Origin of the sequence: Ruminococcus sp. J1101004sp1_RTP21198st1_B9_RTP21198_201120 (genome assembly GCF_040924245.1) — a bacterium.
Lineage (GTDB): Bacteria > Bacillota > Clostridia > Lachnospirales > Lachnospiraceae > Blautia_A > Blautia_A faecis.
The window spans coordinates 1-25368 of record NZ_JBCOMI010000047.1 but is presented as its reverse complement, the minus strand read 5'-3'; the positions used below and the strand labels follow the sequence as shown (position 1 = coordinate 25368).

Genomic DNA, 25368 nt, shown 5'->3' with positions numbered 1-25368 from the left:
CTTTCCTGAGCGTCTTAGTCGTAGTTAGTCATTAGCTTGCCGGAACGTTGCGACGCGCGGCGGTGAATATACATTGTAAAATCGCGTCCGGAATAACGACCAACACATTAAATAGCAATGAAATTTCCTATTGCGCCAAAAATGCCAGGTTAATTTTCCTGGCATTTTTATTCAATATTCAATCTCTACATCTTTTTTGCTGATCAGCCCATTATCCAGGGGATACCAAGTCTCCAGGTACTGCGTTTCCTCATCCTCTGACGAATTCAAATTCAAGATTGTCCTGGTTGTCACCATTTTGCCTGAAGTATCTTCCTTTCTGATTTCCGCCAGAATATAGGCAGTGTCTCCTTCTACCCTCAAGCTATCCGGCACCTCAGATGGCTTATAGGCAGTCTGTTTCAATACCTGATTCGCCTCATTCATCTGGTAAATGATGGTCCGCACTGGCTTGTACATAGTGGCAAACTGAACCGTCACTTTACAGCCTTCTGTCTTAGTCTTTCCATTTTCCACTGTAGTAGTTTCACCGGAAAGGGTAGCTGCCATAGTGTTTCCTTCTGAGCCTCCCACACCGTTGGAATAGCCGTTTCCAGCCATGGCATAAATTTCCCCGTTTTCTTTCTGGAAAACCGGATTTACATACTGGGTGTGTTCTGACTTGCCAGAGACCTGGTAAACAGTGGCGCTGATTTCCTGTGTTTCTCCATCATCGGTAACGTTGTAGTTCAAATACGGATCTCCTACTCCGTCGGAGCAAAGATTTCCTACAGATGTATTTCCATCCTCATCTTCGGTCACTGGCATTAAAATGTATTCTCCTTTTATGTCTCCAAAGGAAATTTTCCACTCAGAAGAAGACTGGGCACCTTCTTTATCCACAGTTGCCACAAGTTTCCCCTCATAACGGCTGTCATTTCCTATGGTGATACTGCTGTTGTTCATAAGGGAGGCGGCATGGTCGTTCAGATAGCCTTCCATATCATATAGGTCCAGATATTCGGAGGTGATAAAGGCGCCGATCAGGCGGTCACCGTTTCCATCTGTGCCGGCTTCTGGGACTGCAAGAGTACAGCCGCTGGCTGTAAAGGCCATGAAAATAACCGATAATGTGAACAAACTTTTTAACAGATGATTGTTCTCCCGTCCCTTCAAAAATCTTTCTGCAAGATGTGCATCACAATTTGTGGAAAATTTTCTCCAGATGAGAGCACCGCAATGGACCACCTTAACCGATTTTTGGTGATATTTTGATTTCCTAATCTTCATTTTCATCCTCCTCCAGATTTCCATCGAATTTTAAAATATCCCCAACATCACATTGCAGGAAATAACAGATCCGGTTAATGGTGTGGAACCGCACGCCCTTGGCCTTTCCGCTTCTGAGGACGGACAGGTTGGCTTCTGTAATGTTCACCAAGCTGCACAGTTCCTTAGACGTCATTCCCCGCTCCTTCAATACATCTTCAAGGCATACTTTTATTGCCATAAATCATTTCCTTTCCTTATCGCAAATCGCCATAGGCCCGGTCCGCTTCGCAGCTTGCTCATACAGTCCAGCTGTCGTTTATACATCTCCATACGCTTAAATAAACAGGTCATTATCCTCTTTCAGCCTCTGCATTTCCCTTATATACTTTGCAAACAACAGCACCGCCAGTACAAAGGCCAGGGAAAATACCGGGACCGCCACCACATACTCAAGCTGGCAAAGCCTGCTCTGGAAAAACAATTGTAGTAGATTAAATACCGCATCCCCCCCAATAGTGAATACTAAGGTCCACACGCAAAAGTGGGAAAGTTTTTCCGCCAGTTTTACACTCTCTTCCTGATACAGGTCTTCCTTCATTGCAGCCAGAAGCTTTCTCGCCAGGAAAACAACTATAATATCCAGTACATAAGGCAGAATACGGACTGCAAAGTGGAGGAACAGAAAAACATAGGTGGGGGTAAGGTTGGAAAAAGTAAAAAATCCATCGCTTAGCTCTATGCCTGTATTTCCCTTCTGTACCGTTTCCAGATTCTGAAGCAGCCCTCCCAGCTCCTGTCCAAAGATGCAGTACACCAATACCACGCTCACAGCGCCAAGAAGGAACCAAAGTCCCTTTTGCAGCTTCTCCGTTCCTGCATTCTTATAATGAAGCAAAATACGGATAAGCAGGTAACCCAGAAGGACGGAATCGAAGGTACTTCCCAGGGACCATTTCCCGGTGCCTGGGACTCCGGTGGACAATAGTCCCGGATTGATCATGTAGTATAGGGTTACAAAAAGAAGAGCGCTGATAACCAGAAGCATGAAATCCAGAGGTTCTGCTTTCTTGCGCCAATGCAGGAATCCCCAAATTCCAGCAGGGATAATTCCCAACAGCATGTACAAGATGATCGCGATCACATTTCCTACAGTCCCAGACAGCGACAGGACCCGCAAGCCAGCTCCAATCTGTTCAAAAGGGAATGCGATCAAGGTGGAAAACAGACCGGATAGGCTGCGCTGTAAAATACAGAACAGGACGCAGGCGGCCGCTTCTACAGATAAGAGGGTAAATAAATGTCTTTCTTTCATGGGGGACCTCCTTTTTGCCGATATCGAAAAAATCCGCTAACGTGCGGGATTAAACCATCTAATCCTTTACTCTGGATTTCTTTAACTGTTTTGTAAAAATTATTGAAAAGCGATAATTTATAATTTAATTATAACTTATAATTATCGTTTGTCAATAATTTTATCAATAAAAAAATTGCCAGGCAGAATTTTCACGCTTTGCTCTATCCAATAGACAGGAGCAACGTTTTTATTTTCTTACCTGGCATTTTTCACACAAACCTATTCTGTACACACTCTAGAGCGTGTTTGAAAAAGGCTTTCTGCAAGATGTGCGTCACAATTTGTGGGAGATTTCGCCCGGGTGAGGGCGTCATAGAGGGCTACGGCAACCGAATTCGGGTGAAATATACCGCAAAGTGGGGCGTGCAGTTCCTCTTCTCTTTTTCAGTAACTTACTGTGTCACATCTCCAAGCACGATCCGAATCAATGTCTTGTCCAGCATCAATGTCCTGTTCCAGGGATTGATGATCACGCCGCTGATTTCTTCCTCGGACAGCGCTGCCTCAAGTAATTTTCCAATGTCTGTCATAAAGGTTGACATAACACTTTTGCCGCCTTTCAATTCTTCGTCGAAGCTGGTAAAAACCGCCCACCAGTTCTTACCGTCGGAGGTTTTTACTGCCTGTAATTTCATCTGACCAGCTGCCTCGTTTGGCTCTACGGCGATGATTACCTGACCGTTTTCACGCATGCGTCTTCGTACCACGGTCAGTGCATGAGCCAGCAATTCTTGCGTTGGCTGCTGCTGAAGTGCCGCGATTGCATCCTCGATTTTCTCATTTCCAAGTAAGCCTTCATCTGTTTTATCCATATTATTTTTTACTCTCCATTAAACTAATTTCTGTATTTTTTATAGCATACCATATTTTACCCAAAGTCCCATATCCGTCACCTGCACGCTCCAGTACATCAAAAATTAAGTTTCTGCTATATTGGTGCAGGATGATTTCTTCATCTGCCGCTCTTTGATTGTACCCTTTTATAAATGATTGGTTCATCATATCCAAAAGTTCTCTTCCCGTTAACTTCCATACTTTCAGATACTTCCAGGCAGCTATCGGAAAACTTTTCCCAAAGTTTAAATGTCATTACCGGCGAAAACTGGCTTATGCTGCCGCCTTCCCAGATTCCGTCCTTTTCATGGTAAAGTGCCGGAGTAAATTTTTCGGATTTTTTCAGTTCCGCGTAATCAACCTTCTTCATGGAAGCATATGAAAATGTCTTCTTATCTTCTCCTTCTGGAATTTCATAAGAGGAAAGTAAAATTCCCTGTTCTGTTTCTGTAATAAGAAAAAGATGTGGTGACGCATGACGTTTCCCATTCGTTTCATAGTAGCTTTCTTCAACAACAAATCTGCCATTGAAATCCTCTGGAAGATTTTTTATTTTGTCATTACAGATTGTATTTACATGCTCGGCATATGGATATGTTTTCCCTTCCGCCTGCATCTTATCAAACTGCTCCTTGTTATCAAAATGTCCTGTCATCATTCCTGTAAAATCATCAAGTTTCATCTTGGTATTTACCTCCATAATTGATTTTTATAATGTTAGGGACAAAAGTTCTCAACTATAATATCCACGGATATAGGTATCCGTTGTTTTTATCAGCTTTCTCAACATCCTGGAGCATGTTTGAAAAAGGCTTTCTGCAAAATGGGACTGTCTATTTCCCGACAGCCCTTATCTTACGCTTGAACACACGGCATCTTACGATACCAAATTTATATTATTATCTGTAGTCAGTAATTACTCGATAACTGTAGCAACACGTCCTGATCCTACAGTACGTCCACCTTCACATTTGTGAGGTTCTTAAAATCTCATTATTTTCTGTGATTTTCGTGTCTTTATTGTCCTGTGTTATAGGATTTCTACGCTATATTTCTGTTCTCTTCATTTTTTAGTATCAAAATAGTATCACAGTCAGATTTTTATGGGTCATCAACTTTCCAGTTGCAGATTCCCACCTTGACTGTTATAAGCGAAACATGGGTGCTATCATAACGGTAGGCGGTTAGTCCTTCAGCAGAGGGACTGTGACCCTCTGATTACATAGAAACTCGAAAGAGAATCCACTGGAAAGGAGGGCTAAGCCATGAGTATTGTTGATTTTATAGCAGTAGTGAACTTCGGCTTAACCTGCTTTGGTCTTGGATATACCTTTGGCAAGGATAATAATAAACCACAAAAATAGCCGCCCTGGTCTGGTAAACTAAGCGGCAATTTTTGTCAAAACATATATCGGACTAACCGTCTATCGGTAGCACTCTTTTTCTATAATCATATTAGCACGCATGTGTGAAAATGTCAAAATTTTTTTATTCTACATAGTGCAGCATTTTTGCCTCTATTATTTTTCAGTTTTCTTTTTTTAAAAAAGGTGATATGCTGATACAAGATCATTCGAAAGGCGGTGAACTCATACAATGAGACTTATTCGAGGTAACTACTCGGTGCAGTTGTAAATCTGGCAACGGGTTGTATCGAGGTTATTTTTTGATGTTGTCAGTTGGCTGCACCTATCATTGAGGTATAGAACATTATATTAAGATAGGAGTAGTTACAATGAATAAACATGAATTGATAAATATTTGGAAAACAGAAGAACATGCGGCGCATATCCATGGATGGGATTTCTCGCACATTGAGGGAAGATATACGGAAGAAACGGACTTGCCCTGGGATTATAGACATATCATACTGGATTACTTAAAACCGGAAATGAAACTGCTGGATATCGATACCGGTGGCGGTGAGTTTTTGTTATCCCTCCACCATCCTTACGGAAAAACAAGTGCAACCGAAGCTTATCCGCCCAATGTCCAGCTATGTAGGGAAACTCTGCTTCCTCTGGGAATTGATTTTCAGGCAAGCGACGGAAAGGATCCGCTGCCATTCGGTGATTCTGAATTTGACATTGTGATCAATCGCCACGGCGATTTTAATGCGGAAGAAATACACCGCGTTCTGAAAAGCGGAGGGATTTTTATCACCGAACAGGTTGGCGCGGAAAATGACCGTGAACTGGTAGAGCTTCTCTTAGGAAAAACCAAGCTTCCATTTCCAGAGCAGTACCTGGATATCGTTTGCAAACAATTTCATGATGCAGGTTTCTATATTCTGGATGCCCAGGAATGCTTCCGGCCAATCAAGTTTTTTGATATCGGTGCACTCGTCTGGTTCGCACACATTATAGAGTGGGAATTTCCTGACTTCTCTGTAGATCATTGTAAAAACAGCCTACTGCATGCTCAACAGATTTTAGAGCAAAACGGCTGCGTTGAAGGACGAATCCATCGGTTTTTATTAGTCGCACGCAAATCTAAATAGAGCGTAAACTCTAAGGGTGAAGATACTTTTACACGTCTTCACCCTTGTGTTTATCTCACCTCTGGAAGATTCTCATCTCCCCAGACCTTCAAGAACTGTGGCATTATCGAAAATATCTCCGGGCATTAATATATTCCTGTGAAACTTCTTTATTGGGAATACTCACAGTTTCAGCTGTACTGTTATACGTCAGATAGCCAAGGTGCACCAGCAAAGTCAATACATCATCTTTCGTTGCAAATGTAGTCATATCGTTGCTGAATGTTCCAATATGAATGGAAACAGCATCGCCTGCAAGCATTCGAACTACAGAATCTTTCAGCCCATCCATATCCATTTGAATATAAATTTTCAAAGCCTCGTATGTTTCCGTCTGGTTCCAGTAGGTTCCAAATTTGTGACGCAGCATTGCCTCTACAACGGATTTTGGACTGTACATGGAATATATTTCATTTCCTGTCTGCCGATGCGCGATCAACTGATAACCATCGTACCACATCTTTGCTTCTTCGAAACTCATATCATATTTTTCACAAAGAGCGAATACTTCCTTCTCTGTGAAACCAAAATATTCCGCCAGATCACCCGGATCGGTCATGGAATACTCGGTAAACATATTTAATGCAGAATGAGATCCATATTTCTTGATTGGAAGAATTCCCGTCATATAAGCCAACGCAACATAATCTTTATCTTTCAGCCATGCACGAAGGAAATCCAAATATTTTTTCTGTGCTTCTTTATCCTGTTTATATTCCCGAAACAGACAGTCCCACTCATCAATCAAAATGATAAAAGAGTGATTTGTCTTACTGTAAATGTCCTTCATCACCTGAATCAGATTGTGTTCATCGCGAAAACGAACCGTTTCAAAATGATCCATCAGGTCAAAAATCAAATATTTCTGCAGCATAACCAGCATTTCATCCATACTGTGTGTCATACTTAGAAATTCCTGCATATTTACTTTTATGACATCATATTGATTACGATGTTTTTCATAGGATTCTGCTTTGCTGATTTTGAGCGCTTCAAATAATTCAGCCGAATCCTCTCCACGAGCATAGTAAGCGGCCAGCATATCCGCCGCCATCGATTTTCCAAAACGTCGCGGACGGCTGACACACATAAATTTCTGACGGGTATTAAGAGCTGCATTTGTTTTTTCAATCAAACCGGTTTTATCCACATAAATTTTCGAATTCAGGCTTTCCTGAAACCCTTTGTTTCCCGGATTCAGATAACTTCCCATACAAAAACCTCCCGTCAAATTTTTATATAATTTATTATACTCGATTCCCACAGCTATCACAAGGACAGGTTTAAATCTACACCAAGGATTGAATATGGCTTTTCAAACTGGAAATCATTACTTTCTACATAACGTGTTTCCTAAAATGATGATTACCACCACATTAACCAAAATAATCCCCAATGCAATATATACAAAAATGCAGGCAAAACATTTTCAAACAAACCCATAATTAATATAAGAACTGCTATAACAGACATTCCAACGCCCATTGTTCTGCATTTTCTCATGCCAGCCTTCTTGCGATTCGGACAAGAAGTATCCCTCGCTTACATCTCGGTCAATTCCAATTCTTCATTTTCACAAGACAGAAATTAGCTATTTTTTCACTCCTTGCTTTGTAAAATGCTTATGCAGCAAAAATTCTGTTGGAATAATTGTGAGCACCATAATTCCCAGTTGTAAAAACACCAAATACACAGAAATCATTTCGAAGTTTGTGTCGTCTTTCATTAAAATCAAAATAAAATCGATAATATCGTCAGAATGATTCCTAAAACAAAGTTTAACCCTCCCCAACATCTGTGTGCATATTTCCATGTTTCATCATTCATCCTTGACATAGTACTTCGATATCCAGACATTCCCTGTCGATCTTTAGGAGGCTTATTCTTCCACGTATATCCTAATATAATCATAGATAACGGTACTAAAAGTGAACAAATACATAAAAATATAAACATCACAGCGACCTCCTTTCTGTCAATTCCATAAACTAGAATTTATATAATTATCTCTCTAACTTTCCCCATTTTATAGGCTTTCCCGCCTGTCCATTAGTGAAATGATATGTAGTTTCCCTTATTTTTACCCTTATGAGATAATCACAAGGGAAATAAGGGAATTTTTTTAATCATTGCCTACCACTTTATCAAGAAGCCTAACTGATTTTCGTTTAGCATCTCTTGTGGAGTGAGCATAGACATTCATTGTGGTACTTACATCTGAGTGTCCTAACAGTTCCTGCACATCTTTTGGGGCAGCTCCATTTGCTAAAAGGTTGCTTGTATAGGTGTGACGTAACTGGTGGAAATGAAAGCCTTCAAATCCCTCTAATGTTTTTGCCACCTTTCTGCAAACAGTCCCCAAAGTAGTTGGAAGTTCCAGACAACCATCCGGTCTTAAACAGACGAAAGAAATTTCTTTATAATCTGCCGGGACTTCCTCTGTTCTGTCTAAGCAATAATATTCGTAGTACACTCTGTTTTTCTCTTTGACCGCTTTGTAGTAGTTCGTGTGATAAAGTTCTCCGTACTGCATTCGATTTTTTAACTGCTCTTTCCGGGCATTACGGAAAATCTCTACCAGCGTATCTCCAAAATCAACAATCCTCACTTTTTTCCGCTTGGTTGGTCCGATGATATATTTGCGCTTTGAGCCATCGTATCGGATGCTACGTCTTATGGTAAGGCATTGTTCTTCCAGATTTACGTCCTGCCACGCCAAACCGCAGGCTTCTCCAATACGAAGCCCGGCATAATAGGCTATCTGGATTGGAAGTATTGCGGCTGGGTTCTTTTTTTTCAGATAAGCAAGCAATCTTTCATAATCTTCTCGTGAAATTGGTTGGATATTTCCGTCCATGTCCTCGTCTGAAAACAAATCAACTTCATCCGTCTGATACCGCAGTTTAATATACTGCATGGGATTAAACGTAATATACTGTTTTGGAAATACTGCAAAGCGGAAGGACTGCTGCATGACTGCGGAAAAAGAATGGATGTAATCTTTGCTGTAACCCTTTCTCTCTTTTCCGTCGGGATGAACTCCCCCGAAGGAAAGCAAATCAAAAAAGGATTGCAAATGCTCAGAGGTTACATTTTTTAATTTCCGTTCTGCCAGCGGATGTTTCTTAATATTTCGGATTGTTCCGAGGTAATTCTCCACAGTACCATTGCTGAGCGTACCTGTTTTTAATTCCTCCTCTGCCCACACATCCAAAAGTTGTCCGACTGTGAGATTTTCCGCTTTGGCAACAAATTTCTTTTTCTCATAATCATCCATTGCCTGACGGAGCAGTTTTTCAGTTTCACTTTTGCTTTCTGTTCCAACGCATTCTTTCTGAACAAGATTGCCGCTTGCGTCCTCTACATAGAAGCGGTAGTACCATTTCTTTCCTTTTTTTCTTACAGATCCTTTTGCCATAATCGTATGTCTCCTTTCGATATTAGACAATCGGAACTGATGAAATGCTTCGTGCGTGTAAGTATATCATAACTCCGGCTGTCTTACTATACCGATTCGGAATCTTCGTATAAGACTTCTGATAAAAGATTTGCAAGCCTTTGCTCTGCTGTTTTGGGTTTCTTGGAATAGAGCCTTACGATGTCTGCCATCTCATTAAAAGCATTGATGGTGTGAGTGATTTCCCTTAAGAACATAATCTCATTATATTCATCATTCGATTCAAACCCTATTGTTTTGGCAATATCCGTCTGACCATCATTCCCCTTAAAGTTTTTGCAGGCGAACTGAAAGGAATCCAAAAACAGACCATATTGTTTTAACATCAGCAGTAATAAATCTTTTGAAAAAGCATCTTCTTCTTTGGTAAGGGCAAGTGGTAACTGTTCCAGAATATCTCCCATCGCATCACGAATCTGTAATTCTCTCTTATCCGTAATATCGGTTTCATATTCATCTGTTTCCCCTTTGAGCCATTCCACAGATACATGGAGTGCTTCCGAAAGACCTTCCAACACCATTTTTTTCGTATTGTCAATCGAACCATTCTCATAACGCAGGATTGTAGAAGCGGTAACACCCATCTTTTCTGCGACATAAGGCTGTGTCAGATTCAATTCCAGACGGCGCTGTTTTACTCTGCTCCCTATCAGCTTGCGTAATTCTTTATCTTTCATGCTGACTGCCTCCTTTTTCGGTATGTATGAATTATAGCATTGTTTTTCTGAAATTGCAATATGCAATATAAAGTTTATTTTTAACATTTCGTAACGCTTGACAAAAAGATGTGAAAAGGATATACTTACATCACAAGAATTGCATAATGCAATTTGTAAGGAGGTGATTATATGACGCAAAGAAAAATTGCATTATCCATCGAAGAAGCTGCTGACTATACGGGAATCGGCAGAAACACCTTAAGACAGCTTGTAGAATGGAAGAAACTTCCAGTATTAAAGGTTGGTCGCAAAGTCCTGATTAAAACCGATATTCTGGAAATGTTTATGGAAGCGAATGAAGGTCGTGATTTGAGGGATAGAGGAAATGTAAAAGCTGTAACAAGAACTGTGGCAAATTAAAAAGGCGGCTTCCAAAGAAACCGCCAAAGGTTCTATCAGACCAAAGCCATGATATACCTACACGCAAGAAGATTATACCATGTGCTTCTTCTGATACGCAACCGAGAACTTATGTTTGCAAAAGAAAGGAGAATGTAATAATGGCAAAATCAACAAAAAGTTATGAAGAACGAATGCTTGAAATGGAAAAAAGGGAACAGGAAAGCCTTGAAAAAGCAAAACGATATGCAGCACAGAAGAAAGAACTTCTGAAACGAAAGAAAACCGAGGAAAGTAAAAAACGAACCCATAGGCTCTGTCAGATTGGCGGTGCGGTGGAATCCGTTCTTGGTGCTCCTATTGAGGAAGAAGACATCCCAAAGCTGATTGTTTTTCTGAAAAGGCAGGAAGCCAATGGGAGATTTTTCTCAAAAGCAATGCAGAAAGAAACCAATACCGATATGGAGGAAGTGTAATGGCAGAGGGGATGAGTTTTTCATTCCCTTCATTGCTTTTTCATGAAGGGCGCACTTATGGACAACCAGAGGTCGTCCCAATAAGTTTGCCACAAGTGTCAACCGGTCTGCGCTCACGCTTGCCGGGCTCGTTCCGTCGGCGGGGCTTTCAGCCAGACCTGCTCATGCCGCAGGAGGCACTCTTCGCCAGAGAGGCGCATTCCATGCAGGCTGCTATGCGCAGGGCACTCTTACGCAGAGGGAGTTCCGGCAATGCTGCTTTTTCTAAAACTGAAAGCAATGTTGCCGGAAATCTATGCCGGATACGTCAGAAAGGAGGAATCCAGACATGGCGATTTTTCATTACACAATCAAAATAGTCGGACGAAGTAAAGGGAAATCTGTTATCTCCGCTTCCGCATATCTCAATGGGGATGTGATGAAAAACGAGGAAACAGGGAGAATCAGTTATTACACTTCTAAAAAAGAAGTGGTCTACACCCGGCTGATGATGTGCGAAAACGCACCTCCTGAATGGCAGATAGTACCAGAAGAAAATATAAAACGCTTTCAAAAATCTGTCCGATACAAAAGGTCAGAAGATAAAGAAGCTGCTTTAAAAAAATTCAAAATCACATTTCAGAAACAGAGGTTATGGAATGAGGTATTGAAGATTGAAAAAAATGCAGATGCCCAACTTGGCAGGTCATTTGAATTTGCCCTCCCCAAAGAATGGAGCAGACAGGAACAAATTCAATATACAACCAACTATATCCAAAAAACTTTTGTAGATAGAGGAATGTGCGCTGATTGGAGTATCCACGACAAAGGGGATGGCAACCCCCATGTCCATCTGCTTCTAACTATGCGTCCTTTTAACCCGGATCATTCTTGGGGAAAGAAAGAAGTCAAGGATTGGGATTTTGTCAGAGATAAAAACGGAAATATCGTGATTGATGAATCCCATCCGAACTGGTGGCAGGATAAGAAAAACCCTGACCGTCATGGAATCCGTATCCCTGTATTAGACGAAAACGGAATTCAGAAGATTGGAGCAAGAAACCGCCTGCAATGGAAACGGGTGCTGACCGATGCTACTGGATGGAACAATCCAAAAAATTGTGAACTGTGGCGGAGTGAATGGGCAAAGGTATGTAATGAACATCTGCCTTTGCATAATCAAGTTGATCATCGTTCTTATGAAAAGCAGGGAAAACTCCAGATTCCTACCATCCATGAAGGAGCTGACGCAAGAAAGATTGAACAAAAGTTTTTTGCCGGGCAGGAAATAAAAGGCTCGTGGAAAGTAGCGGAAAATCAAATCATAAAACAACAAAACACGTTATTGCAAAAGATACTAAACACCTTTGGGAAAGTATCGGGTGCATTATCATTATGGAAGGAGCGATTAAATGACATTAGAAGAAAGCCGGGAAATTATACCCTTAATGGAATCCATGATTGGTCAAATCGAAGAACAGCAGAACCTAATGGCAGAAATGATTCTGGAAATGCAGAACCGGGACACTCAACTCTCTCTTATGCAAAAACAGAATCAGAAATTACAAAAATTAAACAACGAGTTATCCGAGCTGCTCAACATTTTGCCAAATACCGAGGAACTGCTTTCCAAGATGGAAGAACAGAAAACGAAGATAGAGCTTTTGGAAAACGAAAATCAGCAATGGCAGAAATTGGCACAGAAGCTGAACAGCGAAAACAGTTTATTACTGAAACAGAACACCGAATTGCTGAACTGGAACAGCAGATAGAGAAAGGACGTGATATAGATGAACGAATCCAGAGAATCAAAGAACGCCGAACAGTTGGAAGAACTTCTGCTCTTGACCGAGGAGATACAAGAAGAACTAGAACAGAAAGAACAGCTTATTGTGGAACTGAAGACGCAGCTCAGCGAATCTCTGACCTTGAACGAGAAATTAAACAAAGAGAACAGAGCCGGGAATATTCAAGCATTAAAGAACGACTTGAAGCTGGCAGACAGAGCATTGCGGATCGAGAAAGAGAAGTTGCGAAGCGCAAACGTCATGATAGAGGAATGTCAAGATAAAATATGCTATTTAACACAGGAACGGGATTATGCCCGGACACATCAGAAAATCGTAGAAATACCGGTAGAAAAGCCGGTACTCTATGAAAAATGTGAAGCCTGTAACCGGACAGCCTATCAGAATGCAAAAGCAAAATACGAAACACAAAAAGAGCGACTTGCAGGACAGTATAAAGCAAAAACGGTAATGTTCCAAACAACCTTGTTCCTTCTTGCATGGTATTCGTTGACAACCACTCTTTTTCAGGCAGTACAGTCAGATATGTTCCTTGTCGATTGTAAATCATTCTTCAATGATTTAGCATCATTCATACAAACCTTTGTCGGATGGACGATTGATGCCGGGCATTCTGCGGCACAGATTAGTACAAAAATTCCAAATGCTTTTATAGCCGGAATGGTATATTGGTTATTGCTAATATTGATTGTAGGAATATGTATGGCAGGAACAGGGATGCTGGCGATACTGATAGAAATAAAGGTTATAGAATTATATAAGAAAAACTGTTGGGATGTTATTACTCTACTAATGATACTGACAAGTGTTGCTATTGTCATTTATTTTGGAGAATCAATCAAAAAAGTACTGTCAGTAAATCTTCTATTGCTTTTCGTACTTTCGCAGGGCGCATATGTTGGAATTAGATGTTATCTTAAAGTTTGGTTAGAAAAAAGACCATATTAGTATTTTCAACTTACTGTATAGACAGTAAAATTACTCCATACCAGCCTAGTGAAAATTTACTGTATGAAAAGAAGTATTACAGAGAAAAAAGGCTGTAAAAACAGGAACAGCCAGCCCGAAAGAATTTACGGACTGGCTGTATCAGCAGAGTAATGTAATTGTGGAGCTGACCGAGATATGAAAAGCTTTCTATCATCAATTTCGCATTATTGCAATAACAGATTGCTTCTTCCATGAATGAATAAGCAATATTGTCATCAAACTTTCAAGCATAAACATAGCAACAGCAAAAAGAGTAAAAGCAACAACCGGAAATACAAATCCCGTAGACATGCCTGCATTTTTCAAAAATATACCGATTGCATATCCGCCGGGGATTCCAACAACAGCAGTTATAAGCAATGCAATCAAAGTAGTAAAAAGACCTTCCATCATAAATGCTTGCTTCAACTGCTTATTTGTCATACCAATAGATTTTAGTGTGCCCATTTCCTGTTTCTGTGATAAAAGATTTGTCACAGTAAGATTGATTTGATTGATGACCGCAAATATCCACAAGATGGCTGCAATCGCATAAGCTAATGTAAAACCTGCACGATTGTCTGATTGGTGTTCTACAATAAAATCTTGAAGGGTTTGTAAGCGAACATCCCTATTGTCAGAAACGAGTAATTTGAGTTCTTGCTCGATTATCTCCTGATATTCAGCTTCTGCTTGTATTTCGATTGCGTATGTACAGTCATAACCTGCAAGTTCTTTGAGCATATTTTCCGGCATTCTGAAAATATAGCCACCCATTCCATCATTGCTGGAAGTGATTGCACCAATTTTGAATGCTTTTGTTATTGTTTTACCACTATGATTTTTGAAATTAAAGGTCACAGTATCCCCAATTTGAGGTTTCCAATGGTAAACATCATAAATACGTTCGGGATCACTTACAACTAATTCTGTATCATCAGTAATATTTCCAGACAAAACCGCTGCATTTAGCGACGCCAAATCCTTTTCATTATAGCCGAGCATCAAGGTGCTATCTGAAATATCATTGTCTGTTGAGAAATCAACTGGTACGGTAGCATAAGTAAATATATTGCTAACTCCCTCTATATCTCCAACACGCTTTACATAATCAGAAAAATATTCTTTCTGCAAGAGAGCATCCAAATTTTCACTTTCGTTTTCTAAATCAATGCTGATTTTGAAATCTCCGTACTTCATATCCCAATAACGAGCCATACTCTCGGCATTAAAAGAACTCTGATAACTTGCTGCAAGGAAAAATATAACTCCGCACAGTCCCAATGATAAAATGGTCAATAGAGATTTTTTTCTGTTTCTGGAAAAGCTGATTTTCGCTAAATATACAGGCGTAATACGATGTCTTTTGTGAGTGCGGTAATTTACAATTCCCACTGGATTTTTCAGGGCGGAAATTGGAGAAGTATTCGCTGCAATTTTTGCTGGTTTACGAACACTAATATAAACAAGCAGTATTCCAAAAAGGCATGCGCCACATAGAGAAACAATAAATGCAAATACTGACCAGCCTTTTGATTGCAGACAATAGCTGATGATCGTTCCCATGATACTACCAATTAAAATCCCCGGAACTGCAAGCATATAACCCTGTTTAAGAACTATTTTATAAATTTGCTTTTTACTTGCCCCTATTGTCCGAAGCTGTCCGAACTCAGCAACTTTTTGTCCAACCGAAATATAGAAAATGCTGTAAATTACAAGTGCGGCAGCTAAAAACAAAATGGCAGCAACTACACCATATACCGCATAATTACTGAAGGACAAAGTTGTATTTACATAATCATAGTAACTGCTGACTGTCCAATTATTCAGTCCAGTCTCCTCTGAAATTTGAGATAATATTTCTGTTGCTTCGTCTTTTGTAAGGGTATCTGCATTTTCAAGCCAAACATATCCATTAAGCAGGTTATTTCCACGTAATTCCCGGCATTTTTCAAGTGAAACAAAAACAGGATAAGCGGTAGAAGTTTTATCATGATAAATACCAACAATAGTATAATTCTTCAAAGTACCATCCAGATTCAACTGAACTATGGCGTTGATTTCCGGAGACTTATTTTCACTGGCAAAAAAGGCATCTGTAACAGCAATTTCACTTGCTTTCTCTGGATATTTTCCGTCAAAGGCAGGAATCAAACTAAGCATGTCATCATCATAATAAATCAGAGACAGTTCTTTAGAATTTTCTTTCACTGTTTTGATATTACAGGAAAGTCCTACACTTTTTACTTCTTCGTTTGCTAACAACTTTTCTTTACTGTCCTGCGTAATGTCAAAGAAAATCCCTTGATGTAATCCTTCGATTTCTTTCTGATTTTGATAAATGATATTTTGCACTGTGAGCAACGACATCATTATCATAGCAACGGCTACAATAATTGCCGAAAGGCAAAATAAGTTTTTCTTCTTATCAAAACGCACACTTTTTCGTGCTAATTTTTTAATTACTGCACTGGTATCATTTTCAAAAGGATAATTCATAATTCCCACCTCCTTTAGCCAACAATTTTACCATCTTCAATCCGTACAATGCGGTCTGCGAGTTGAGCGATCTCGTTGTTGTGAGTAATCATTACAATGGTCTGATTAAATTCTCCGCTGGTATGCTTCAAAAGCCCTAACACATCTGCACTGGTCTTGCTATCAAGATTTCCGGTCGGTTCATCAGCAAGGATAATCGCAGGCTTCGTAATTAAAGCTCGTGCAATCGCTACACGTTGCTGTTGACCGCCTGAAAGATTGTTCGGCATATTTTCCAGTTTATCTTCTAAAGCCAACATATACACAACTTCGTCCATAAATTTCTGGTCTACTGTATCGCCATCCAGTTCCACAGGCAGGACGATATTTTCATATACATTCAAAATCGGAACCAGATTATAATTTTGGAAGATAAATCCGATGTTACGACGGCGGAAAATTGTCAATTCATCATCATTCTTTTTTGCGAGTTCTTCTCCCCGTACAATCACGCTGCCGGAAGTGGGGGTATCAAGTCCTCCCATCATGTGAAGCAATGTAGACTTACCGCTGCCGGAAGTTCCAACTACGGCAACAAATTCTCCCTGTTCCACAGTAAAATTTACACCATTAAGGGCACGAGTAATATTTGGTTCTGTGCCGTAATACTTCTTTAAGTCGATTGTTTGTAAAATGCTCATATTCAAATGCTCCTTTCAAGGCTTTCTATCTGTTGATAAAGCCATTGTAAACCACAAATGTTACACAAATGTCCGAGATAGAAAAAATTTTTATCGAAAATCAGAGTGAAATGTTACAACGCTCGGACATTTCAAAAAAAGTGGTTATATCTTACCTTACAGGAAGCATAATAGAAAATTCTGAGCCTTGCCTCAGCTCTGAAACAACCTTGATATAGCCCCCTTGCCTTGTTACAATCTCACGAGCCAAATACAAACCTATTCCCACACCCTGTTGATCGTGTACTTCTTCCTCACGATAGAAGCGCCGGAAGATGGCAGCCTGATTGCTTTCTGAAATGCCCTTGCCGGTGTCGGTCACTTTGACCTCTACGTACATTTCCCACTGAACCACTGATACAGAAATCTTTCCACCTGACGGAGTGTATTTTACTGCATTGTCCAGCAGATTGAAAAGGGCTTCGCTTGTCCACTTGCTGTCATGGGAGATTATCAAATTTTCCGGGCAATCCACGGATACAGCAATTTCTTTTTTCTCTGCGGCATATACAATACTGCTCATGGCTTGTGCAAGCGTATGGAATAAGCTGCTGTCTTTCTTTTCTAATCGTATTGCTCCGGTTTCCAACCGGGACGTTTTAACCAGTGCTTGGAACAGAAAATCCAGTTTATCAGTCTGACTACGTATGCCTTGTAAAAAGTCCATCCGTTCTTCTTCTGAAACAGGCTTTGTTAAAAGTGTGTCCGTTACCATTTGCAAATTGCTGACAGGCGTTTTAACTTGATGTGAAATATCAGAAATCAGCATTTGAAGCTCCTGTCGTTCCATGTCTACCTTGTGCCGGTTTTTCTGCATAATCTCATACAACCGAATTAAGCGGTGGTTGATACGGGCAAAAAGAGTTTCACTATCATTTGACTTTTGTAATTCCTCGTTTCCATCAATCATGTTGTCCAGCGTCCGGCACAAATTAGAAGTAAAATGAGAAAGGCGTTTTCCAAAAATCAGCACCAATAGCCAAATCCAGAAAAACGCACAGAGTGTCAATGTTCCACCCACTATAAAAATTCGTATATCCTGCATTATACCGCCGAAAATACCGGTAATTACCAGCATAGAGAAAACCATGCCAGCACTAACCAGTCTACAAATTTTCTTAGCAGAAAGGTTATTCAGATTCATTTCTTTTCGCCTCCTGTCCATTGATACCCCATACCATAAACCGTTTTGATATATGTGTCGCCATCCGCTTCAATCTTACTGCGAATACGGCTGATAGAAGTAGTAAGGGTATGTTCATCTACATATTTTTCATCAACATCCCACAGTTTTTCTAAAAATTGTTGGCGAGTAAGTACCTGCTTCGGATTTTTAAGAAATAGGTTCAACATTTTATATTCCATCGCAGAAAGTGCTAATGGTTTCCCGTTCAAACTTGCAAATTGTTCCGAAAAATCCAGAAACAAGCTACCATCCTCGTAAATATCCTTAGCTGGTTTGTGATGCTCCAACATAGCGAACATGGCTTTGATTTTTCGCTGCAAAGCACTAATCGAAAAAGGTTTCGTGATATAATCCACTGCACCAGCTTCATATCCCCGTATCTGATTGCTTTCCTGATCGTTGGCAGTTAGAAATATAACTACTGTATCAGGATGCTCTGGCTTGATAAGACGGCATAGGTCATAACCATTTCCGTCTGGTAAATTTATATCCAGCAATACCAAATCAAAAATGTTTGTTTTTAATGATTCAGCGGCTGTCCTTGCATTCAGAACAGAAGTTATTGTGTAACCGTCCAATTCCAAATTATAAGTAAGCGTTTTATTCAAAAGATTATCATCTTCGACAATTAAAATATGCTTCATATTATCACTTCCTTTTCTTTTTGCAGATAGTATAACAGGCAAATGTCCGAGAATTGTTACAAGGACAAATATATTTTTCATTTTACAGCTTTTTTCTGTGTACTGCAATTTTATAAAAGAAAGGACAGCAGTGTCAAATTGCTGTCCTTTCTTTTATCATAGCTGGTAGTGTATAAGCGTGGGTTCATCATATCGGGTGTGGTATCTTTAACTACAGGAAACTCCCTACAACACTATCTCACTTCTTGCTTAATAAAGTTCTAATGAATCTTCTGTATCCACCCACATCTGTAAATTGCCATCAAGATATAATCTTGCATATTCCAAAGGCTCATCCACAGCCAATGAAGTAAGCGCACATTCTGATCCATATGTGGTTTTTAAATTTTTTTCAGCTTCCCAGCAATCAATGCGAAGCATATATCCAGCACTTGTGTAAACATCAATACTATCGTGGTTTATATTATATTCTGCATAAATTGTTCTCATCGTATCTTATCTCCATTTTCTTTTGATAATCAGTTACAGAGTTAAATATCGAAAACATTTCAATCAGTTCACCATGTCGTTATTGTTATATGTTATATTGTGTTATGAAATTTTCTTTCCCTTAATTTTTCCCATATTAAGGTTCATGAAAAGCAATGGGAAAATGTAACACAAGGGAAAGAGTAAGGGAAAGTTCACTTGCTACAAACTTAGTATTTTCAAGGGTTTGCGAAGAATTTGATAATCAAATATAACAGTTATTAAATTTCCTAAAATATGTGAAATATCAACTAAAAGTTATAGAAAACTTCCTTTTAGCCCTTTTTTGAAAATCAGCACAACTTTATCAGTTCCCCAAAAGGACATTGTTTTAATCTGATAACCGTCTTTTTCCATTTCTTGTACTTTTTCATTTATTTTTTCTGTTACATTTTCAATGGTAATTTCTTCAATCAATATAGTTTTATGCACTGCCACGCCTCCATAATTCCAGATTTCATACGAGCAGCCTTCAGTTTTTTCCCAATTTCCATAGTTGCATTTCTCCTTTCGGGAACATCCTGCCACATTGCACTTCTAATGCCTATCAAACAGCTTTTACAAAAGGGGGTTTTGGTTGTCAAAATTGTTTTACATAGCGGTTTTAAGGGGGGAAGGGTGAAAATTATCTCCTCAAATTTTCCATTACCCAGGCAAAAGCTTTTGCAGTCCGCAGGTCTGTGTCTTTAAAATGACCTCCTGTATTCCACTCCAGTGTGCAGCGTATTCCTTCTTCATTCAGCCATGCATATGCCTGCCGTATGCAATTGCCAACTTGTGCCATTGCAGAATTTCTGGTCTTTTCCTCTTTATCTCCAAGACTCAGATAAATACAGTCACCTTGTATCTTCTGCCGTTTCAGGTATTCTAAAAAGCCTGGAAACCAGATGGAGGGAGAGGCTGCTGCAATACCAGCAAAACGATCTGTCTGACTTGCTGCCCACAGAGCAAATAATCCTGCCATGGAATATCCACCAATACAATAGTATTTATTCGTACCTACACATAACTTTTCAACTACTTTCAAGGTATTTTTTGCACCATTGCCAAATTCTTCTTTTCCGAATACTGCTGCAGCATTCCAAGGGGACAAATCCTGATTCCAGTTATTCACTTTCGCTGCTATTAACTGGAAATCAATATCTGTTAATCTCTGGATTTCCGTAATCTCCCGTTCTATCCCCGGAAGATCATGCTCTCCCACCATCTGAATCAGAACAACAGGTGCCTGACTGCTTCCATATTCATATAGATCCATTGTTTTATCATTCATTAGACAAGAAATATCCCTTTCTTTCAGCTCAGTCAAGCCCGATTTATAGGTTCAATTCAAACATTTTGTACTCTGTCCACCCAGTATCTTCGTAAAACATTTGTTTTGCCTCGACAAATTGGAACCCACAACTTGTATAGAGACATTCCGCAGCTTTGCATGCGCCAAGAACATCAAGCCGTACCGCCTTCTTATGCTCAGCCTTTGCAATATCCAATATATTCTTTACCACAATTTTTCCAATGCCTTTTCCCTGAAACGCTGGGTTAACAGCAAGGGCATGGGGAGTCAGGACTTGGCTGGAATCACAGGTGATGCTCCATGTGCACTTATCATAGCCCTCATTGTGCTCGCTGTTCAGGATCACACAAGCATATAGAGTATCTTTCTCTGTCAAAGTATAGAGTTCACCCTTCGTAAGGCTGTTCTGAATAAAATCGTCCGATGGATAAACACCTTTTTCCCATCCGAGGTTTTCATTATTCACATTGTTTCTATGAATATCCTCGATCACATCCCAATAAAATTTTCTGGATAATGCGAAAATCTGCTTCACTTGCTCTTTGGAACTTCATTTACCTTACTCCATTGTCTCTTTCGATATGTCTTTAACTCATAGTTCTGGAATATCCTACGCCTAGACACATGTAGCGTACTGTACACAATATAATTTATTAAAAAATTTATTTTAGATATTGTTTACACTTTTTTTCTAAAATCTTGAACCGCAACCATTTTTCATATTTACACATAAATTTTTAACAGAAAGGCTACTATTCTCTCTGTAACCAACAACACAGAAATTGATTCCCCATTAAATACCAAACGTAGCTGGCGGAACTTCAATATCTAATATTTTTGCAAAAGCTAATCCCCATTTAACAAAATTATATGAAACCGACGTTATTATTTTATCTGTAATCACATATCCTTCTTTTATTGGATTTGCTAAATTATCATCCCATCCAATCATTTTTTCCAAATCAGCTTCGGAAAAACCCTCTTCCATAATTTCATCTTTATTTACTCCTGCCATAAATGGTTTTCCCTTTAACATTCCTGCTTTAACAAGCATAATTGGAGCAATTGAAATTGCGCCAATCACTTTTCCATCAAATTTTCGAATAAAATCAATTACTTCATCGTCTTCAATTGCTTCTCTTATGTCCATTGCTCCGGGCAAAATTAAGCTGTCATAATCAGCAATCACTAATTCATCTATTGATTTATTAGGCATTACCTCTAATCCCTCTTCGCTTTTCACAATTGACTTTGATTTAGCAAATACTACTATCTCTTTTTCTGCCATAGCAAGTATCTCTAATGCTACACTAAACTCAAAATTGCAAAATGAATCGTATATTAATACCGCCGTTTTTTTCATAATTCCTCCCATTACCAATTCTATTTTATCCAGACCAGATTCTCCTTCTTTCCAATTGTTGCTGAAATAGTTACTGTTCTACCAGTGTATCCTCACTTTCGTCTATTATAATGGTATCCAGTTTTTTAATAAAATTTTGCGCATGTCCAGCTGCAATATTCTTGCTTTTTTCTTTATATTCCTGCATTACAGAATTCAAATCATCTCTTAACTTTTTGAGTGATGCCGTTGTAACTTGCCCATCAATTTCTGGTAAATGACTGTACTGTCCCCAAATTCCCACAAACCACCCGGAAAAATGTTTTTTATCCATATTATCAGCATTCTTAAATGCATTAATTGTTGCAGCTTCCATCTCAAGAGAAAATTTATTGTATCTTTTATTGCTCAAGTCTCTAAATGCAACATCCAAATCTGAACTAATCAAATCAATATAGAGCTTTTGATTTTTTTCATAAATCCACACATTATTATCTCTAAATTCTTTTATAATCTGGTATGCTGACCACTCATCTTCTGTGAAATGCTCTTTACTGTCATCTCCAATCATTCTGTGAGAATGGCTATCTTTTTCATCAGATTCAACTAAATATTTTATTTGCTTTCTAATACCCTCTCTCACCTTTTCCCAATCTATTGTAGGTAAATCAAGATCATACCTTCTAGAATAGCAACAATTATAAAGGAATAGGATATACTCATCTAACGACAAATTTCCTGCATATACTTCTACTAATAAATCTTTAAATCCTTCATCAATTATTTCTTCATCAACTTCAGGTAAATTATATGTTCTAAGAATTTCAAGTGGGGTAACCGCTTTCTCTTTTTTCAAAAATAACTGTATCTCTTTCGAAATGGCTTCATCATTCCACTCCCCATGAATAATCCACTCTGCGAATCCATTCAAAATAAAATTAGAGTCAAATACTTCAGGATAAAGATTTTCGACATCAAGATACAGAAACCAATTCCCATATCTTGGAATTTCCCGAATTAAGCCTGCTTTATTCGTCATCATAAGACATGTAAAGGAAAGAAGCCAGTTACTGCAGTCCTGAATGCCCCCTTCAACCAGCTTATTATATACACGCTCAAAATCTTGAATAGCACATTTAAAACTTCGTATATTATGCGATCTTTGTCCTAACAGTTTTCGAAGTTTTTCCTCTTCTTTTTCATATTCTTCTCTTTTCTTGTTCCTACCAAGCTTGTAATTTTCAGCCTTATACTGTTCAATAATCGCATTATCATTGAAATCTCCTGACAAGATTTTACTCAATGATTCCTTATTTTTTCTGAGAAGTCCCTTATATTCTATCCCACAAGACATCAATTCTATAGAATTAGAGACAACATCTTCATAATTAGGAACAAACGGAATAACTCTTTGCACTATTTTTTCTTTAATTTCACGATATGATAATGCATTATCCGGTCCATCTTTTATTTTTTCTTCATTTGCAACAATAATTGTATTAAAGTTCTGATTTTCACAATAATCATTAATGCAACCCAGAAGGTCTGCGCATGGAATATTAGTTCTCTCCAAATCATCAAAAACAAGTATAACCTTTTTTTCATGCATTTCATGCATTTCATTCATTCCATACATTCTATTACTTATAGGAACAAAATTAACCAAATCCATAATAGAAGAAACTACTTCTCCTTTTTTTTGCCAATTTTCAGGCAAACGCTCCTTGATTGTACCATATATTTTTCTATAAGAATCTGCAACCTTTGAAAACTTTGTTCCATTTAGCTTATCAAATTCACTTGCTTTCTCCAACCATTTTTTCTTTACCTCAACTCTTAATTTGTCTAAAGAATCTATACCAAATAGACTAACACACACAAAAACATATGTATCTTTCACTAATGGAATAAATTTTGTTTTAATAAGATATGTTTTACCACATCCCCACTCTCCGGACAGCATTAGTGCACCAACTGGATTATTTATAGCACAATAATTTTTTAATTCTTCAATCAGATTCATTCTCTCCTCCGCCAACCAAAACGTTTCTTAATTATTACATTATCTGAACAAATTTATTCTATCGAAATTTCTTCATCTACACATTATTAATAAATATCACAATATCTCGATCACATTTATTTTATCTGTCTATATCCCTCTAAATCTCGATTTAATCAATATAAAAATCCAAAGTTATTCCTGTCTGCATAGCGTGTTTCCCAAAATGATAATAACCACAACATCAACCACAATAATTCCCACTGCAATATATACAAAAAATGCAGGCAGAACACTTTCAAACAACCCCATAATTAATATAAGAATTGATATAATAGACATTCCAATTCCCATTGTTCTGCATAACTTCTTTTCATCATATTTTTCCTTTTCTTCTTTTGAAGCTGTATTATATCCAGAAATAACCCAACTCCCGTGTCCAGAAAGTAAAACTATAGAAAGTACCGCAAATATCACAAAAACAATCCATACTCCCCAGTCAGGACCGGATGCTAAATCTGCTAATTTCATCTATATGCCCCTTCTTAATTTCCAATTGTTCTATATTTTCTCAAGCTCTCTTGTACATCATTTCATTGATGTTTTTAATATGTACAACCCACTCCTCCAAACAATCCATCTGAAGGTTTTGAAGGGCTCTTTTATAGCAGTAAAAAGATTCCGGATAGATTTCTTCCATCCACTTTAAGGTCTTTTTCGGTCCAAAATAGGGATGTTGCTTAATATCACAAAAGATCTCCAAACTGTCGATCAACACCCAATGCCAGCGAAACATCCCTTCACAGTCGCCTCGTTTTGCGCGCTCAAACATTTTTACACACCAGTCAACGCCCGCCTGGATCTCTTCGCTGGATTTTACCGAACGGTCCCATAAATAGGCTTGAATCTTCGCTTGTAGCCTTTTTCCAATCCCATTATAATCTGTAATAATACGTCCATCATGAATTTGCACAAAATCCTCGCACTCATACTCTTCATTAAAATATGCCAAAGGATACACAAATACATCTAATGGAACTCCATCCACAATGGACGTATCGTGAAATTGTTCATGGTCAGCCACAATGACTAACGCATCAAAATCGCTGTTCAAATTGTTGGTTCCATCCGCGTAGGAGCCATAAAGAATAATAGATAGCGGATTATATTTTTCCCGAATATACTTGAGTACCTGTTCCAATTAAATCACCTCTATTTTTACCTTATTCTACCATAATCCGTTCTAAAGTACTATTTCAATATACACATAACAGAAAAACCCCGGAAACCTTACGGTTCCTGGGTATCTTACGCTTGGACACATGTACCTTGCGGTACGCAATATATTTAAACTGTTAAGGAAACAATCGGAGTTGGTGTAAACGAAAAAGCAGCCTTGAGTTCTGATAAAAACTGCCCTTTCGTT

29 protein-coding genes are annotated in these 25368 nt (G+C 38.8%); 6 read left to right on the top strand and 23 right to left on the bottom strand.

Annotated elements, in window-relative coordinates; translation table 11 throughout:
- Positions 1 to 171: 171 nt before the first annotated feature.
- The 6 genes from AB5618_RS20065 to AB5618_RS20040 all read right to left on the bottom strand — a co-directional run bounded on the left by AB5618_RS20065 (position 172) and on the right by AB5618_RS20040 (position 4121).
- The gene (locus tag AB5618_RS20065) at positions 172 to 1269 is read right to left on the bottom strand and encodes a DUF6783 domain-containing protein (protein WP_368367016.1); all 1098 of its coding nucleotides are present in this window, start codon (positions 1267 to 1269) and stop codon (positions 172 to 174) included.
- A complete protein-coding gene (locus tag AB5618_RS20060) occupies positions 1259 to 1489 on the bottom strand; it encodes a helix-turn-helix transcriptional regulator (RefSeq protein WP_118583284.1) in 231 nt (76 codons plus the stop codon). The genes AB5618_RS20065 and AB5618_RS20060 overlap by 11 nt, the downstream gene beginning before the upstream one ends.
- Positions 1490 to 1585: 96 nt before the next feature.
- Positions 1586 to 2563 (bottom strand): hypothetical protein, encoded by a 978-nt coding sequence (locus AB5618_RS20055; protein ID WP_368367015.1) that lies wholly within the window; start codon positions 2561 to 2563, stop codon positions 1586 to 1588.
- A gap of 261 nt (positions 2564 to 2824) precedes the next feature.
- Complete coding sequence (locus AB5618_RS20050) at positions 2825 to 2953, bottom strand: DUF6783 domain-containing protein (protein WP_368367017.1); 129 nt, start codon at positions 2951 to 2953, stop codon at positions 2825 to 2827.
- 44 nt (positions 2954 to 2997) lie between these two features.
- Positions 2998 to 3417 (bottom strand): SseB family protein, encoded by a 420-nt coding sequence (locus AB5618_RS20045; RefSeq protein WP_243243738.1) that lies wholly within the window; start codon positions 3415 to 3417, stop codon positions 2998 to 3000.
- Between the two features lie 140 nt (positions 3418 to 3557).
- Positions 3558 to 4121, bottom strand: a complete 564-nt coding sequence (locus tag AB5618_RS20040) for a hypothetical protein (RefSeq protein WP_148463627.1) — start codon at positions 4119 to 4121, stop codon at positions 3558 to 3560.
- Between the two features lie 1053 nt (positions 4122 to 5174).
- Between AB5618_RS20040 and AB5618_RS20035 the strand changes: the two genes are divergently transcribed.
- Complete coding sequence (locus tag AB5618_RS20035) at positions 5175 to 5939, top strand: class I SAM-dependent methyltransferase (RefSeq protein WP_148463628.1); 765 nt, start codon at positions 5175 to 5177, stop codon at positions 5937 to 5939.
- A 103-nt stretch (positions 5940 to 6042) separates the two neighbouring features.
- Here AB5618_RS20035 and AB5618_RS20030 read toward each other — a convergent pair whose 3' ends face one another.
- The 5 genes from AB5618_RS20030 to AB5618_RS20010 all read right to left on the bottom strand — a co-directional run bounded on the left by AB5618_RS20030 (position 6043) and on the right by AB5618_RS20010 (position 10112).
- The gene (locus tag AB5618_RS20030) at positions 6043 to 7191 is read right to left on the bottom strand and encodes an AAA family ATPase (RefSeq protein WP_148463629.1); all 1149 of its coding nucleotides are present in this window, start codon (positions 7189 to 7191) and stop codon (positions 6043 to 6045) included.
- A 152-nt stretch (positions 7192 to 7343) separates the two neighbouring features.
- Entirely contained in the window at positions 7344 to 7481 is a 138-nt protein-coding gene (locus AB5618_RS20025; protein ID WP_173770321.1) for a hypothetical protein, read from the bottom strand.
- A 228-nt stretch (positions 7482 to 7709) separates the two neighbouring features.
- A complete protein-coding gene (locus AB5618_RS20020; protein WP_243271433.1) occupies positions 7710 to 7805 on the bottom strand; it encodes a hypothetical protein in 96 nt (31 codons plus the stop codon).
- Between the two features lie 295 nt (positions 7806 to 8100).
- Positions 8101 to 9396: a tyrosine-type recombinase/integrase gene (locus tag AB5618_RS20015; protein ID WP_009265517.1), complete on the bottom strand. Its 1296-nt coding sequence runs from the start codon at positions 9394 to 9396 to the stop codon at positions 8101 to 8103.
- Positions 9397 to 9482: 86 nt separating this feature from the next.
- Complete coding sequence (locus AB5618_RS20010) at positions 9483 to 10112, bottom strand: helix-turn-helix domain-containing protein (protein WP_009265518.1); 630 nt, start codon at positions 10110 to 10112, stop codon at positions 9483 to 9485.
- Between the two features lie 171 nt (positions 10113 to 10283).
- Between AB5618_RS20010 and AB5618_RS20005 the strand changes: the two genes are divergently transcribed.
- The 5 genes from AB5618_RS20005 to AB5618_RS19985 all read left to right on the top strand — a co-directional run bounded on the left by AB5618_RS20005 (position 10284) and on the right by AB5618_RS19985 (position 13704).
- Positions 10284 to 10514: a helix-turn-helix domain-containing protein gene (locus AB5618_RS20005; RefSeq protein WP_008704241.1), complete on the top strand. Its 231-nt coding sequence runs from the start codon at positions 10284 to 10286 to the stop codon at positions 10512 to 10514.
- A 140-nt stretch (positions 10515 to 10654) separates the two neighbouring features.
- A complete protein-coding gene (locus tag AB5618_RS20000; RefSeq protein WP_015515802.1) occupies positions 10655 to 10969 on the top strand; it encodes a hypothetical protein in 315 nt (104 codons plus the stop codon).
- Positions 10969 to 11328: a hypothetical protein gene (locus tag AB5618_RS19995; RefSeq protein ID WP_015515801.1), complete on the top strand. Its 360-nt coding sequence runs from the start codon at positions 10969 to 10971 to the stop codon at positions 11326 to 11328. The genes AB5618_RS20000 and AB5618_RS19995 overlap by 1 nt, the downstream gene beginning before the upstream one ends.
- A complete protein-coding gene (locus AB5618_RS19990) occupies positions 11298 to 13019 on the top strand; it encodes a MobA/MobL family protein (RefSeq protein WP_368367014.1) in 1722 nt (573 codons plus the stop codon). Before AB5618_RS19995 ends, AB5618_RS19990 begins: the two co-directional genes overlap by 31 nt.
- Complete coding sequence (locus tag AB5618_RS19985) at positions 12997 to 13704, top strand: DUF6040 family protein (protein WP_008394183.1); 708 nt, start codon at positions 12997 to 12999, stop codon at positions 13702 to 13704. The genes AB5618_RS19990 and AB5618_RS19985 overlap by 23 nt, the downstream gene beginning before the upstream one ends.
- Positions 13705 to 13899: 195 nt before the next feature.
- Here the strand turns inward: AB5618_RS19985 and AB5618_RS19980 are convergent, their stop codons facing one another.
- From AB5618_RS19980 to AB5618_RS19925, 12 genes are all read right to left on the bottom strand, one after another.
- Complete coding sequence (locus tag AB5618_RS19980; protein WP_006859032.1) at positions 13900 to 16227, bottom strand: ABC transporter permease; 2328 nt, start codon at positions 16225 to 16227, stop codon at positions 13900 to 13902.
- A 14-nt stretch (positions 16228 to 16241) separates the two neighbouring features.
- Entirely contained in the window at positions 16242 to 16907 is a 666-nt protein-coding gene (locus tag AB5618_RS19975) for an ABC transporter ATP-binding protein (RefSeq protein WP_006859033.1), read from the bottom strand.
- Positions 16908 to 17058: 151 nt separating this feature from the next.
- Complete coding sequence (locus AB5618_RS19970) at positions 17059 to 18090, bottom strand: sensor histidine kinase KdpD (RefSeq protein ID WP_006859034.1); 1032 nt, start codon at positions 18088 to 18090, stop codon at positions 17059 to 17061.
- Complete coding sequence (locus AB5618_RS19965) at positions 18087 to 18776, bottom strand: response regulator transcription factor (RefSeq protein WP_009265522.1); 690 nt, start codon at positions 18774 to 18776, stop codon at positions 18087 to 18089. The genes AB5618_RS19970 and AB5618_RS19965 overlap by 4 nt, the downstream gene beginning before the upstream one ends.
- A gap of 249 nt (positions 18777 to 19025) precedes the next feature.
- Positions 19026 to 19265, bottom strand: a complete 240-nt coding sequence (locus AB5618_RS19960) for a DUF6061 family protein (protein ID WP_006859036.1) — start codon at positions 19263 to 19265, stop codon at positions 19026 to 19028.
- A 297-nt stretch (positions 19266 to 19562) separates the two neighbouring features.
- Positions 19563 to 19742 (bottom strand): hypothetical protein, encoded by a 180-nt coding sequence (locus AB5618_RS19955; RefSeq protein WP_173770322.1) that lies wholly within the window; start codon positions 19740 to 19742, stop codon positions 19563 to 19565.
- 187 nt (positions 19743 to 19929) lie between these two features.
- Positions 19930 to 20577, bottom strand: a complete 648-nt coding sequence (locus tag AB5618_RS19950) for an esterase (RefSeq protein ID WP_243271431.1) — start codon at positions 20575 to 20577, stop codon at positions 19930 to 19932.
- A gap of 43 nt (positions 20578 to 20620) precedes the next feature.
- The gene (locus tag AB5618_RS19945) at positions 20621 to 21133 is read right to left on the bottom strand and encodes an N-acetyltransferase (protein ID WP_148463630.1); all 513 of its coding nucleotides are present in this window, start codon (positions 21131 to 21133) and stop codon (positions 20621 to 20623) included.
- 258 nt (positions 21134 to 21391) lie between these two features.
- Complete coding sequence (locus AB5618_RS19940) at positions 21392 to 21961, bottom strand: DJ-1/PfpI family protein (RefSeq protein WP_148463631.1); 570 nt, start codon at positions 21959 to 21961, stop codon at positions 21392 to 21394.
- 70 nt (positions 21962 to 22031) lie between these two features.
- On the bottom strand, positions 22032 to 23963 hold the full coding sequence (locus AB5618_RS19935; RefSeq protein ID WP_148463632.1) for a P-loop NTPase fold protein: 1932 nt from the start codon (positions 23961 to 23963) through the stop codon (positions 22032 to 22034).
- 174 nt (positions 23964 to 24137) lie between these two features.
- Positions 24138 to 24473, bottom strand: coding sequence for a DUF3784 domain-containing protein (locus tag AB5618_RS19930; RefSeq protein ID WP_148463633.1), 336 nt, complete (start codon positions 24471 to 24473; stop codon positions 24138 to 24140).
- Positions 24474 to 24513: 40 nt separating this feature from the next.
- Positions 24514 to 25143 (bottom strand): nucleotidyltransferase domain-containing protein, encoded by a 630-nt coding sequence (locus AB5618_RS19925; RefSeq protein WP_148463634.1) that lies wholly within the window; start codon positions 25141 to 25143, stop codon positions 24514 to 24516.
- Positions 25144 to 25368 lie beyond the last annotated feature (225 nt).

Bases quoted from the DNA above. Each gene is read 5' to 3' on its own strand.
- AB5618_RS20065 (WP_368367016.1), bottom strand. From the start codon at position 1,269: ATGAAGATTAGGAAATCAAAATATCACCAAAAATCGGTTAAGGTGGTC.
- AB5618_RS20060 (WP_118583284.1), bottom strand. From the start codon at position 1,489: ATGGCAATAAAAGTATGCCTTGAAGATGTATTGAAGGAGCGGGGAATG.
- AB5618_RS20055 (WP_368367015.1), bottom strand. From the start codon at position 2,563: ATGAAAGAAAGACATTTATTTACCCTCTTATCTGTAGAAGCGGCCGCC.
- AB5618_RS20045 (WP_243243738.1), bottom strand. From the start codon at position 3,417: ATGGATAAAACAGATGAAGGCTTACTTGGAAATGAGAAAATCGAGGAT.
- AB5618_RS20040 (WP_148463627.1), bottom strand. From the start codon at position 4,121: ATGAAACTTGATGATTTTACAGGAATGATGACAGGACATTTTGATAAC.
- AB5618_RS20035 (WP_148463628.1), top strand. From the start codon at position 5,175: ATGAATAAACATGAATTGATAAATATTTGGAAAACAGAAGAACATGCG.
- AB5618_RS20030 (WP_148463629.1), bottom strand. From the start codon at position 7,191: ATGGGAAGTTATCTGAATCCGGGAAACAAAGGGTTTCAGGAAAGCCTG.
- AB5618_RS20025 (WP_173770321.1), bottom strand. From the start codon at position 7,481: ATGAGAAAATGCAGAACAATGGGCGTTGGAATGTCTGTTATAGCAGTT.
- AB5618_RS20020 (WP_243271433.1), bottom strand. From the start codon at position 7,805: ATGAATGATGAAACATGGAAATATGCACACAGATGTTGGGGAGGGTTA.
- AB5618_RS20015 (WP_009265517.1), bottom strand. From the start codon at position 9,396: ATGGCAAAAGGATCTGTAAGAAAAAAAGGAAAGAAATGGTACTACCGC.
- AB5618_RS20010 (WP_009265518.1), bottom strand. From the start codon at position 10,112: ATGAAAGATAAAGAATTACGCAAGCTGATAGGGAGCAGAGTAAAACAG.
- AB5618_RS20005 (WP_008704241.1), top strand. From the start codon at position 10,284: ATGACGCAAAGAAAAATTGCATTATCCATCGAAGAAGCTGCTGACTAT.
- AB5618_RS20000 (WP_015515802.1), top strand. From the start codon at position 10,655: ATGGCAAAATCAACAAAAAGTTATGAAGAACGAATGCTTGAAATGGAA.
- AB5618_RS19995 (WP_015515801.1), top strand. From the start codon at position 10,969: ATGGCAGAGGGGATGAGTTTTTCATTCCCTTCATTGCTTTTTCATGAA.
- AB5618_RS19990 (WP_368367014.1), top strand. From the start codon at position 11,298: ATGGCGATTTTTCATTACACAATCAAAATAGTCGGACGAAGTAAAGGG.
- AB5618_RS19985 (WP_008394183.1), top strand. From the start codon at position 12,997: ATGATAGAGGAATGTCAAGATAAAATATGCTATTTAACACAGGAACGG.
- AB5618_RS19980 (WP_006859032.1), bottom strand. From the start codon at position 16,227: ATGAATTATCCTTTTGAAAATGATACCAGTGCAGTAATTAAAAAATTA.
- AB5618_RS19975 (WP_006859033.1), bottom strand. From the start codon at position 16,907: ATGAGCATTTTACAAACAATCGACTTAAAGAAGTATTACGGCACAGAA.
- AB5618_RS19970 (WP_006859034.1), bottom strand. From the start codon at position 18,090: ATGAATCTGAATAACCTTTCTGCTAAGAAAATTTGTAGACTGGTTAGT.
- AB5618_RS19965 (WP_009265522.1), bottom strand. From the start codon at position 18,776: ATGAAGCATATTTTAATTGTCGAAGATGATAATCTTTTGAATAAAACG.
- AB5618_RS19960 (WP_006859036.1), bottom strand. From the start codon at position 19,265: ATGAGAACAATTTATGCAGAATATAATATAAACCACGATAGTATTGAT.
- AB5618_RS19950 (WP_243271431.1), bottom strand. From the start codon at position 20,577: ATGAATGATAAAACAATGGATCTATATGAATATGGAAGCAGTCAGGCA.
- AB5618_RS19940 (WP_148463631.1), bottom strand. From the start codon at position 21,961: ATGAAAAAAACGGCGGTATTAATATACGATTCATTTTGCAATTTTGAG.
- AB5618_RS19935 (WP_148463632.1), bottom strand. From the start codon at position 23,963: ATGAATCTGATTGAAGAATTAAAAAATTATTGTGCTATAAATAATCCA.
- AB5618_RS19930 (WP_148463633.1), bottom strand. From the start codon at position 24,473: ATGAAATTAGCAGATTTAGCATCCGGTCCTGACTGGGGAGTATGGATT.